This is a genomic window from Solibacillus sp. GQ1, assembly GCF_059758555.1.
Genome location: NZ_JCAXEX010000001.1, coordinates 1,042,453 through 1,054,344, shown reverse-complemented (window position 1 = coordinate 1,054,344; position 11,892 = coordinate 1,042,453). Strand labels below are relative to the sequence as shown.

Annotated in this window: 13 protein-coding genes and 1 pseudogene; 6 read left to right on the top strand and 8 right to left on the bottom strand. The window is 35.5% G+C overall.

The window, feature by feature from the left end; all coding sequences use genetic code 11:
• Positions 1-17: 17 nt before the first annotated feature.
• The 4 genes from AC6CH1_RS05120 to AC6CH1_RS05105 all read right to left on the bottom strand — a co-directional run bounded on the left by AC6CH1_RS05120 (position 18) and on the right by AC6CH1_RS05105 (position 3,371).
• Entirely contained in the window at positions 18-434 is a 417-nt protein-coding gene (locus AC6CH1_RS05120; RefSeq protein WP_251688611.1) for a hypothetical protein, read from the bottom strand.
• A 163-nt stretch (positions 435-597) separates the two neighbouring features.
• Positions 598-1,611: a sensor histidine kinase gene (locus tag AC6CH1_RS05115; RefSeq protein WP_498316486.1), complete on the bottom strand. Its 1,014-nt coding sequence runs from the start codon at positions 1,609-1,611 to the stop codon at positions 598-600.
• On the bottom strand, positions 1,608-2,276 hold the full coding sequence (locus AC6CH1_RS05110; protein WP_498316485.1) for a response regulator transcription factor: 669 nt from the start codon (positions 2,274-2,276) through the stop codon (positions 1,608-1,610). The genes AC6CH1_RS05115 and AC6CH1_RS05110 overlap by 4 nt, the downstream gene beginning before the upstream one ends.
• Positions 2,277-2,483: 207 nt before the next feature.
• The gene (locus AC6CH1_RS05105; RefSeq protein WP_498316484.1) at positions 2,484-3,371 is read right to left on the bottom strand and encodes a DMT family transporter; all 888 of its coding nucleotides are present in this window, start codon (positions 3,369-3,371) and stop codon (positions 2,484-2,486) included.
• A 146-nt stretch (positions 3,372-3,517) separates the two neighbouring features.
• On the opposite strand from AC6CH1_RS05105, the pseudogene AC6CH1_RS05100 reads away from it, so the two are divergent.
• Positions 3,518-4,890: pseudogene (locus AC6CH1_RS05100) on the top strand (aminotransferase-like domain-containing protein).
• 76 nt (positions 4,891-4,966) lie between these two features.
• Here AC6CH1_RS05100 and AC6CH1_RS05095 read toward each other — a convergent pair.
• Complete coding sequence (locus tag AC6CH1_RS05095; protein WP_498316483.1) at positions 4,967-5,938, bottom strand: alpha/beta hydrolase; 972 nt, start codon at positions 5,936-5,938, stop codon at positions 4,967-4,969.
• A gap of 166 nt (positions 5,939-6,104) precedes the next feature.
• On the opposite strand from AC6CH1_RS05095, the gene AC6CH1_RS05090 reads away from it, so the two are divergent.
• On the top strand, positions 6,105-6,524 hold the full coding sequence (locus tag AC6CH1_RS05090) for a hypothetical protein (protein ID WP_498316482.1): 420 nt from the start codon (positions 6,105-6,107) through the stop codon (positions 6,522-6,524).
• A gap of 58 nt (positions 6,525-6,582) precedes the next feature.
• Here AC6CH1_RS05090 and AC6CH1_RS05085 read toward each other — a convergent pair whose 3' ends face one another.
• Positions 6,583-7,833 carry a helix-turn-helix domain-containing protein gene (locus AC6CH1_RS05085; protein WP_498316481.1) on the bottom strand — a complete coding sequence of 417 codons (1,251 nt, stop codon included), beginning with the start codon at positions 7,831-7,833 and terminating at the stop codon, positions 6,583-6,585.
• Positions 7,834-8,024: 191 nt separating this feature from the next.
• Between AC6CH1_RS05085 and AC6CH1_RS05080 the strand changes: the two genes are divergently transcribed.
• From AC6CH1_RS05080 to AC6CH1_RS05065, 4 genes are all read left to right on the top strand, one after another.
• The gene (locus tag AC6CH1_RS05080; protein WP_498316480.1) at positions 8,025-9,317 is read left to right on the top strand and encodes an MFS transporter; all 1,293 of its coding nucleotides are present in this window, start codon (positions 8,025-8,027) and stop codon (positions 9,315-9,317) included.
• Positions 9,318-9,726: 409 nt separating this feature from the next.
• A complete protein-coding gene (locus AC6CH1_RS05075; protein WP_498316479.1) occupies positions 9,727-10,035 on the top strand; it encodes a hypothetical protein in 309 nt (102 codons plus the stop codon).
• Position 10,036: 1 nt separating this feature from the next.
• Complete coding sequence (locus AC6CH1_RS05070) at positions 10,037-10,174, top strand: hypothetical protein (protein ID WP_498316478.1); 138 nt, start codon at positions 10,037-10,039, stop codon at positions 10,172-10,174.
• Between the two features lie 12 nt (positions 10,175-10,186).
• On the top strand, positions 10,187-11,209 hold the full coding sequence (locus AC6CH1_RS05065; protein WP_498316477.1) for a hypothetical protein: 1,023 nt from the start codon (positions 10,187-10,189) through the stop codon (positions 11,207-11,209).
• 75 nt (positions 11,210-11,284) lie between these two features.
• Here the strand turns inward: AC6CH1_RS05065 and AC6CH1_RS05060 are convergent, their stop codons facing one another.
• Positions 11,285-11,494, bottom strand: coding sequence for a hypothetical protein (locus AC6CH1_RS05060; RefSeq protein ID WP_241368462.1), 210 nt, complete (start codon positions 11,492-11,494; stop codon positions 11,285-11,287).
• A gap of 51 nt (positions 11,495-11,545) precedes the next feature.
• Positions 11,546-11,878, bottom strand: a complete 333-nt coding sequence (locus AC6CH1_RS05055; protein ID WP_251688632.1) for a redox protein — start codon at positions 11,876-11,878, stop codon at positions 11,546-11,548.
• Between the last annotated feature and the right edge of the window lie 14 nt (positions 11,879-11,892).

The window sequence follows — 11,892 nt, the reverse complement described above, 5'->3', positions numbered from 1 at the left end:
TTTCCTCCAAGATACATCTATTTTTTCACATCAAATTCGGCTTTTGTTTCCATAATTTTTTTCCCTTTTACATATATCGTGACACCGTAATGCCCTTCTTCAAGACCTTCCGGAACGGATAGCTCGGCAGTGAAATATTTCGCATCGTTCACAAGTACTTCCTCTTCCACTAAAAATCGATTCTCTTGTTTTATTTCGCCTTTATACCAAACCACTTCGGCTTCATTGGTCCAGAATCGGTTTCTCTTTGCGGAAAAATAAACTGTATCCCCTTGTGTAAATATATTCGTTATATCAGAAGGTTTGCCCTTTTCATCAATCGCTTTTGACGTGACACCTTCTACAATTTTTGGTTCTGTTGCATATTCATACACCAGGAAAATTCCAAGACCTAACAGAAAGATTCCTAATATTATTGGAATTGCTTTTTTCATTTTTTATTCCCCCTAATTGATTTCTAACTGTATCTTATCAATAGCTATCGGGAAGACATATTGCTTTATATTTTATTTAAGTGACATTTTTGCAAGATAAAAAAAACGGACTTATAGCAATTGTAATGTACAATCGCTATAAATCCGCTATTCTAAAGTTGAATTACTGCATGAAGACTACACTGCCCAAAGGGAAAATAATACTCACCTTTGTTCCTTCGCCAATTTTTGAAGTGATGGTAAGACCTAGACCAAGCTGATCTGCAAGTTTTTTACATAAATAAAGACCGATACCGGTAGACTTTCCGAATTTTCGTCCATTTTCCCCGGTAAACCCCTTTTCAAAAACCCGATGTATATCCTTTTCTGTTATCCCTATCCCGTTATCCTCAATCGTAAGGACAATATTATTTTCATTTTGGACCGTATGGATGATCACCTTTCCATCACGTTCACGTATATACTTAATTGCATTCCCGATCAGCTGATTTAAGATAAACTCCATCCATTTTGCATCACTGAAAACGGTCCCTTCAACTTTTACAAGATCAATCGAAATCCCTTTACTAATAAAGTCCCTTGAATTTCTCTTTATAACACTTCTTACAAGACCTGCTAAAGACACCTCTTTTATGAGGTAATCCTTGCTCACATTGTTACTTCTTGAATAATAGAGAACCTGCTCAATATATTCTTCAATCTTCTTTACTTCCTCTTTAATATTTCGGGTAACGTTACTATGATTATTTTCAATAATCAGCCGTGTTGAGGCAATGGGTGTTTTAATTTCATGAATCCATGTTTCAATATATTCCCTATACTCATTTTCCCGGTCCCGATAACTCTTTACATGCTCATGCATATCTTTGTTTGCCTGACGCAATACCTCATACAATGCCTTACCTTCCACAGTTTCAGGTTCTTTCATAACTTCCGGCAGCAAATATTTCTGATCTAAATTTTCCATAATGCTAGTTATTTCGTTATAAAATGTTTTCTGCTTAAAATATTCGATCAGTACATATATGATGAGAGGGAAAAACCAAATACAGAAAATAAGAAAAACAATTTGGATATTCACCCCGACAAGTATCATAATCCCGCCAATAATGATAAATAAGATGAAATTAATGAGCAGGAAAACGGTTCTGTCTTTAACATATTCTTTTAGTGTCATGGAAGTATATATCCTAACCCGCGTCTCGTTTCAATATTTTTCTCCATACCTAACGCTTCCAGTTTTTTTCTTAATCTCGTAACATTGACCGATAAGTTATTATCATCTACAAAGACATCTGCGTTCCACATAAAATCCATGAGATCGTCCCTTGATACGATTTTTCCTTTGTTTTTATAAAGGCAGGAAAGTATTTTAATTTCATTTTTAGTGAGCTCTGCCTTCTCCCCTTTATATGTAACAGAACCGTTGGATAAATTGAGCTTTAAATCATTATAGACAAGAGTATCCCGCATGCTCGACCCCTGGACTCTTCTTAAAATGGTTTCAATTCTCGCCAAAAGAATTTGAGTGTTATAAGGCTTTGTGACAAAATCATCCGCGCCTAAATTCATACTCATCAGTTCGTCCATCTCGTTATCCCTGCTCGTCACGACAATGATCGGCACATCCGATTGTTTCCTTATTACTCTGCAAATATAGTAACCATCAAAAATGGGTAAATTGATATCCAGTAAAATAAGATCCGGCGCTTCGTTTAGCGTTTCCTGAATAATATTTTCAAAGTTTGTCGGTGCAACAGCATCAAATCCATATGTGATTAAAAAGGTTTTCAATTCTTCTCTTATCGTTTCCGTATCTTCTATAATAACGATTTTTGACATGCGTACACTCCCTTATAACGTTTGGAATTCCAGATTAAAACACATTTACACTTATACCATTCTTAATCATTTATCACAAACATATGTACAGGCAGATCTATGTGATTAACTTCAACAAAAAACATTTTTACCCTTTTTTTACCACATAAAAGAATGAAATCCAATACGGAAATCATTCTTAATCTGAACTTTAAATTTTGCCTCTCTCTATTTCTGTTTCAAGCTTTGTCTGCTGTCAGCATTTTTTCCTACTATAACGCAAAGCATAACGACCATAGCTAAAATAATTGTGATCCAAGTGACCGATTCTCCTAAAAATAATACAGAAAAGCCAATCATTAAAAAAGGCTGCAAGTATTGAATCTGTCCTACTCTCGCAATGCCGCCTAAAGACATACCTCCGTACCATGCTACATAAGCTAAAAACTGACTGACTATCCCTAAATAGAACAAACTGATCCAAGCTTCGATAGGTGCTTGCAGCATACTGTCAGATAAGCCGAGGCCTACAGGAATAATAAAAAAGGGGGCTCCAATTAAAATGGCCCAAGCAATTACTTGCCAGCTGCCAAGTTCCTTAGAAAGTTTGCCGCCTTCCGCGTAACTTAATCCAAGTAATATGACCGCTGCAATCAGCGCAAAATCCCCTTTATGCAACTGTCCTAATCCTAAAAAAACAGCGTACATAATAACCGTTATTGCCCCGGTTACACTCGCAATCCAATAGCGTTTCGAAGGTCTCTCACCACCTCGCCACATCGCAAATCCAGCTGTCGCAAGCGGAAGTAAAGCCAATTCAATAGCACCATGTGAAACTGGTAATGACTTCATCGCATAAGTTGTAAATAACGGAAAAGCCAGTACAGCTCCAACAGCGACAATAAGTAAACTTTTAAATTGGGCTTTACTCGGTAAAGACTGTTTTTTTACAGTAAATACTGTTCCGACAATAATTGCTGCAATAACTGTCCTGCCTAATCCGACAATTGTCTCACCAAAATAAGGGACAGCAATGCTTGTAGCCGGTAATGTAAAACTGAAACAAACGATTCCAATAAAGCCTAATAGCATCCCTTTTTTCATGCTGATCTCCATTTCGTTCCCCCTTCACAATTGTAAAAAAATATTCCATAATTAGTTAATACGAATAAACTAATTAAATAGATTGTATTGAAAATCTGCTCTTTTTAAAATAAGGGAATTTCCGGTCTGTCATGGGACAGATAGCAAAGGAGAACTAGATGACAACTAAATATATTGGCATTTTGGAATGGGTCAAACAACAAATTATGGATGAGAACTTAAAGACAGGAAGTAAGTTACCGTCAATCAGACGGCTCGCTGAACAATTTCAATGCAGTAAAATACGGTTGTGAAAGCATTACTTGAATTGGAAAAACAGCATATTATTTATGCGAAGCCTAAAAGCGGCTATTATGTAGTGGATGATCGTCAAACATTTGACAATCAGGAAAGTGAGATTGATTTCTTATCGGCCGGTCCGGATAAAAGGATTATGCCGTATGAAGATTTCCAGCATTGCATTAACCAGGCAATCGATCATTATAAAGAACAATTATTTACTTATAGTGATCAACAGGGCCTTTTTTCTTTACGTAAGGAGCTTGCGAAGTATTTGCAACATTTACAAGTATTTGCGAAACCCGATCGACTGGTCATTACGTCCGGATCACAGCAGGCACTTCATATTCTTTCAGCCATGCCGTTTCCAAATGGAAAAAAGAATGTATTAATTGAGCAGCCTACATATTTTGGGATGATCGATGCCTTACAGGTAAACGGGATTACAACATTCGGAATAGAAGTGACGATGGAAGGAATCGATTTTGAAAAACTGGAGAAGTTATTTCGCTCCGCTGACATTAAATTTTTTTACATCATTCCAAGATGCCACAATCCATTAGGTCATCATTACACGAATGCGGAAAAGAAAAAAATCGTAGCTCTTGCAGAAAAATACGACGTATATATTGTAGAAGATGATTTCTTGGCAGAACTTGATACAGATTTAAAGTCCGATCCTTTGTTTGCATATGAACCTAATGAAAGAGTCATTTATGTTAAGAGCTTTTCCAAAGTATTTTTGCCTGGACTGCGAATCGCAACAGCAGTTCTACCTGAAAAAATGATTCCCTCCTTTGTGCACAGTAAATTCAGTGCAGATTTCAATACATCGCCTCTTTCACAGGGGGCTTTGGAAATCTATTTAAAAAACGGGATGTTTCAATACCATTTAGAAAAAGTGAAAAATTTATATTCAACTAAAATGAATCTATTATTAGAGGCTTGTTCTTTGTATTTACCTTCCTATGTACAATTTACAAAGCCCAAAAGCGGTTTTTACCTCACCATCTTCTTGCATTCCGTTATTGATGTCGATAAATTGATCTACATGCTTAATGAAAAACATGTTTATGTAGATAATGCTTCAAGGATGTTCTTAAGCGAGAACAGACAGAAAGCAATTCGTCTAAGTATTTCACAAGTAAACGAAAACAAAATCCATCTCGGTATTCAGCAATTAGCCGCTCTTATAATTGATCTATATGAAAAACGGAATTATAATGCGCTCTCGTTTAAAGCGTATCTTTAAATTCATTAACAGTATTCAAAATAAAAATGCTCGGTTCAATTTAGAACCGAGCATACGTCCACCTGAAGCTAAGAATTTATTTTACTTCTTCCACTTGATCAGCAGTTGCTTTCACGCGTTCAAAGCCTACCTTAATCGCATTCACATATTCTTTAATCACTTTCTGAGCAAGTTCTGATTGAGGGTTCAATGATTCAAAACCATGGTATGCGCCAGGATATAAGTGGAATTCCACATCAACACCTGCCTGTGCCAATTTAGATACATACGTAATTGTTTCGTCACGGAATGGATCCAATTGCCCAACACATGTATACGTATATGGAAGATTACGATAATCCTCTGCTCTTGCCGGTGCAGCATAAATCGGTACATCATGCCCGTGCAAGTCCCCTAAATAGCATTTCCAGCCAAAATCATTCGTTTTTTGGTTCCAGATCATACCTTCTGTAATTTCGTTCGCAGAAGGTGTATCGTTGCTGTCATTAATCATCGGGTAAAGCGGCATTTGGAAACAAATTGAAGGATACTCACGGTCACGCGCTAGCAATGTTAAACCGGCTGTCAAACCACCACCAGCACTTGCTCCAGCTACGCCAATACGATTTTTGTCGATTTGCAGTTCTGCTGCATTGTCTGCAATCCATGCCAGCGCACTATAGCAATCTTCAAGCGGTGCAGGATAAGGATGTTCCGGAGCTAAACGGTAATCAACGGAAACAACGACACAGTTTGCTGTCTCTACAACTTGTACACAAAGATGATCATTTTCTTCAATGGAACCTAATACATAACCCCCGCCATGAATCCATAGTAAAACCGGTAATTCCTGATGCTGGTGGGCTGGTTTATAAATACGAACGCGAATTTCATTATCATCAATGCCAGTAATAGTTTTATTGATAATATTCACTGTTTCAGTGCTCGTTAAAGGTAGTACCGCCTGTGCCATACCTTCACGCATTGATTCCAAGTGTTCTACTTTAAAATCAAAGTCCGTAAATGATTCTAACCCGGCTAAAAATTCTGGATTTACTCGTTTGATCATCTTCATTCCTCCATGTCTCAAAAATTAAACTCACCCTACTAATCTATTCGTTTAATTAAATGAATAGAACTCAGTAACCTTGAAAATTGCTGCTTAAAACAAAACTTGAAACTTTCCCCATAACCAATCGTAAATGAGTTAATACACATGTAGGGGGTGATCTCATATGAAAAAGTATTTATTTTCCACTACTCTTATTTTGTTATTTTCTTTAATCTTAGCAAGTTGTTCAGAAGAGACGAACGGCTATCAATCCGATTTAAAGGTTGAAGCGAAGGACTTACATGGATACTCTTTTGCGAACAATGAATATCAAATTTACTTAAACGATCATCACATGCTTATTACGGGGCGGCTCCCTTATAGTATAGAAAACAGTAAATCCATCATGACTGATTTCCTAAACGATCAGGGGAAAAAAGCCGGTGATACTGTATTTGAAGAATACGATGACGTAAAAATTACAACAAAAAATAATATATACACTATTTTAATTGAAGGCTTTTCAATGGAGTTTATGAAGTTTAAAGAACATATTCTTGTAGATGAATATGGTATGGAATATATTTTGAATCAAGTGGAGTAATTTAAACTAATAACGAAGAAAAACACGGATAATCTCCAGGATTATCCGTGTACTTGTATTATTTCATTATTTCCTCATACGCATCGATAATGAACCGGATTTCTCTTGTGACTTTTAAATCTTTTACACCATCCATTGCATATAAAATATCGCGCTTTGCGTTTTCTTTGTCTCCTAGCTTGAAGTAGCATAATGCCCTTACAGCAAACGCCAAGTACATCATCGACAAATCAAGCGGGTGCTGATTGTATTCTATTATTACGATATCTTTCAAAGTTTGCAATGCTTCTTCATACCGCTCAAGCATGTAGTAGGCATAGCCATATTGACCATTAAAGAAAATGTCCGCGCTGTATGAAAAGCCTTCCAATACAAAACTATTTTCAAATCTGGTCGCAACCGTTTTCTCGTAATCTTTTTCGATTTGATTTGTATATAGAAGCGTAACTAGCTGCTCCATGAGTGTTTCATTCGGGTCTTCCATAATTTCTGCAAATGCCCGTATTTTCTTTAAATAATAATAAGCCTTTTCCCCTTCTTCTTTTGAACAGTGAATGAAAAACAAAAAGCGGTAAAAATCATTTAACCGATAGACGATTTTCTTTTCTTTTGCTAATTTTAATGCTCTATCCAAGTAGTTCTCCATTTGCAAATCATCATTCAATGCTGCATAGGAAACCGTAATGTTATAGTATAAATCGAGTTTTTCAAGGTCGTCTATCAAATCACCGTATTTCTCGATATACTTTTCCCCTTCATGTAAATAGCGAAGCCCTTCCACATAATCATTTTCCAGAAACTTAATGTTTCCCATGCGGGCATAAATCTTCAATATTTTTGAGTAGCCATGTACTTGCTCATACATTTTGATTAACTTCGCAAAAGGTTTTTCCGATAAATCCATTTTCGCAAAGTAGCGCATTGTTAAATACACTTCGTAAATGCGTACTTCCTCAAAAGTAGCTCCTTTAAGACTGCCGTTTTCATAAAATGGATGGATAAGATGATACAGTTCGAGAACTTTTTCGTTTATTTTTTTATCATCATGCTCCTTATTAAGAGCTAAGCGTTTTATTTCAACATCCCGGTATAAATCTTTCATTTGCTGATGATTTTCGGTTTGCATGAGCTCGGAAACATCGATTTCGAGCTGTTTTGCAATATGCTGAAGGCTTTCCATAGATGGCTGTGCCTTCCCGTTTTCAATCAGACTGAGCATCCCTTTTGTAATTCGGTCTCCTGCTACTTGGGCAAGCGTCATTTTACGCTCTTTTCTTAATTCTTTTATTTTGGCACCAATATTTAACACGTCGTCACCTCATTAAATATAGTTTACCAAAAATCATATAAAAGGCGAATGATTTAACCAAATTAAACATTTTATATATTTTTACATTTAATCCCTCGAATTTATTTTAATTAAATTAAACTTTCGTATTGCGTTTTAAAAAAGCCTACCATATAATAAGTTTAATTAAATTAAACAAAGGGGTTTTATTTATGAATGAACAGCAGAAATTAAAAAAAGCAACGTACCATTTATACACGTTTCTAATAAGTAAAATGATTGGTGCGCTTGGATCACATGTTTACAGCTTTGGAATCAGTATGTATATTTTATTGATAACAGGCTCTTCGCTTAGTTTTGCGACAAATATTATTTTAAGCTACTTGCCGCGAACAATATTTTCACCGATTGCAGGTCTCTTAGGGGATCGTTTACCAAGAAAGTGGCTTGTACTCGGCGGGCAAGCCGGAGTTATCCTGACAGTAAGCGGCTTATTGTTTTACACGCATGAATTTGGATTATCACTAATCGCAATTTATATCGCAACAGTGTTCAATAGTATTTTCAGTACTTTTTCCGGTGTAGCGTTTTCCGCATCGATTGCCAATCTGGTCGATGAAGCTCGACTGCAAAAGGCGATGAGCTTTAATCAGTTGTCCTATTCTATTTCGGGAATTGGCGGACCGATCTTCGGCGGGATGTTATTTGGTTTTGTATCGATGGAAATGTTCCTCATAATCTTCATCTGTGCTGCTGTAATCACACTTATGTTGGAATCTACGATGAATTTTGTTCTTTATAAGAAAGAAACAGTAAATGAGAATGCTGAAAACGAATCGATGTTTGAAAGTTTCAAAGCCGGTTTTCGTTATGTCAATTCAAAACCGATTATAAAAGCAATTTTATGGACTGCACTTTGGTTAAATTTATTTTTCACAGCAATCAATGTTGGCGGTGACTATATTTTATTGACGATTTTGAAGTTAGATCCAAAATATATCGGTTTTACAGAGGCTGGTGGTGCAATCGGGGTTTTAGTTACATCGGTTTATTTTGCATCAAGAACAAACGTCAAATTTCCTTTACTTACAGTTAAACGATCCGTGTTCGGCTCGTCTGTTGTTGTCATTTTATCGGCACTGCCGCTCATGATATCATTTTCGGCAATGATGAATTTCGTCTATTATTTAATCATCATGTTTTTATTCGGAGCATTGGGTGTTATTACAAATACTCCTCTTGGCGTGTTGATGCAAACTTCAATTGAAGAAGAGTATCGGGGGCGTGTTTTTGGGATAATCGAAATGATGGCGATGAGTGCTATGCCTGTCGGTACACTAGTCTTTGGAATTTTATATGAATTCATTCCGGCACAATATATTTTAATCGTCAGCGGGCTGATCTTAATTGGTTTTGTTTTATTATTACTTCGCCCTTCAATACTAGAAATGGCTCACCCTGAACTGAAAAAGGTAAAGCTAGAAACAGAACCAGTAACTGAATAATATATATTTTCTCTAATTAGAGCTAATTTTCTATGTTAGCTCTTTTTTTTATTTGATTGGAACCTATATAAGTTTGATATACTGTCAAAGTTTCTGTACAATTTATATTGTAATAATTTTCATATTAGAGAGGCTGATATCGTTGAATTTCCACAACTATTATTTTATTCCAGAAGGTAAATATTCAGAATTTCAGCAGCTCCTATCAAATAACCCATCTCTGGACGTCCAATTAGAAGATTATAATCAAGGTTATAATTTTTATTATCAATTTGTTTATAATCTGTATACATATTTAACTACGGAAGATTACGTATTAATAATGGATGATCACATACGTTTTCACTATCCTTTTCAGTCTTATCTTCATGAAATAATCATTAAGCAATACGAGCTACAGAGATTTAAAATGAGAAAAAGCAATGATACATTAATTTGTTTAATATTTTCTGTTCTTCTAAAAAGTAAATTAAAGCAGACAATACAAAACATTGTTGAGGAAACCGGTTTCGAATCGGAATTGCCATTGGAGTTAATAAACTTTTACGACAACAATCCCATTACATCCCCATCCAGTCAGACCGTCAATCATATTCATATTCAGTTCCTTCAACGATTAAAAGAACAAATTTTTGTCGGCACTTACTTCAGTCAATTGATAAAAGATACTATTGACCGTACAAATCGGTATTATTTAATACATCAAAAGGAGTTTTAATATGCATACTCGTTCCGATACACCATTACATCATAGTTTGAACAACGAATTGCGATTGTTCGAACGCTCATTCACACGGAGCATAAAGCAATTTAAAACTTTTTATGCGAACAAACAGTTTGATGAAGCATTTGAGTAGCTTCAATTTATTTTGGCAGTCATAGAAAGATCCAACACCCCGGAACATGTGACAGAAGCGCTAGTTTGCTGTGTTAATTTTGCTTCCATCGTCTCTTCCATTCCACAAAGCGATATGCTGATCAACTCAATCATTCACACTATTGATACAGATTCTTTCCCTCAAAATTTGTCTATGTGCCACTATTTATTAAGCATCCATGCACTTGAAAACAATAACAATCAGGAAGCGGTTCAATATGCTAAAAGTGCATACTTTTATGCTTTGGAAATGAAAAAGGACCGATTATTTTATGAATGTAATGCCCAGTTACAGCTCGTGACCGCTCTATTGGAAAGCGGGAGTTTTGAAGAAGCTAAAAAATATATCGACCATTTCAACTGGTATATTGAGCATTGTAAAAACGATACGGAAGTTGTTTTTGTCCATTCTATTCAGGCAAGTACTAACTTCTTAAAGCAAAATTACGAAATGGCCGTTTTTGCAATGTCTTCGTTGTTAAAGAGATTTAACGAATCAAACGAAATTATGTATACGTCCTTTTTAGCACGGCATTTTTATCGGATTATCAAGACACATCCTGAGGCGAACTTGCTATATAGCGATCTATTGACATTTTGCGAACAAATAATTGAACGTCATAAGTCATATATTCCTGCTGAACTGAAAATGACTCAAAGTGTTTTGATTTATAACTCAAGGCATTTTTATCAACTTGCCAGCATTTTTTTTACAGAGCATATTAAAGAAAATAACCTTATTTCAATGTATAAATTAGAGCTTAAAGGTCAAATGAATTTCAGGAAATTATTTAAGTTGATTGACAGTGAATCTGCCAACAATCAGCTCATTATCTACCCTTACAGTGAACAGAAGTTTTTACTGATCACAACAGAAAAATATAAAAATGTACTGATGGATAATAGGCACTTTAAAAATAGTGTAATTTATATCGGTTCTGCAGAAATTACCGAACAAAGAAGTTTTTACGAATTATATAGTGAACTGAATCTATTAATCGTCGGTCATAAATAAAGCCGCTTCAATTAAAAAGCTGTCTAGCAATAAACTAGACAGCGTTTTGGCGTTACATACAAATCGATTATTCGATTATCGTGATTCTTTCGGTGGCTGGCACACTTCACATTTTTGCTGCTTGTTTTCTTTGAACTTTTTCCAAGGTTTTTGGAATGTGTTCCCACAGGCACATTGGAAATCTAATTTTTGTGAAAAACCTTTAAATTCTGTTGATAATAATTTTGTATCTGTATTCTTTTCTACATATTCGCGAATAGAATGGATTGTCCATTTTTTTGACATTAACTACACCTCCACAAGCTATTTATTATAGCACGAAAGTTTATTATTTCCTTAATTAAATAACCAATCTACCACAAAACCGAATCCTTTAAACGCAAAATAAAGTAAAAGAAGACCAACAACAATAAATCCTAGGCAGCCAAATAATCCGGAAAACATAAACAGTTTAATATTCGGTCCTTTCCGATTGCCCCACTCTTCTTTTTTATCGCTCGTGACAGAGTTGACTGTACGGCAATTCGGACACTCTTTAATATATGTTCTTTTCTGTTGTTTTCTCCCGTTAAATATTTGTATTTGCGACGAAAAACGATCCTTAGAAAAGTCTATTATCATTCGTTCTTGACAATTTCTACATTCAATTTCTACCTTTTTGCCATCCATGATTACCAACTCCT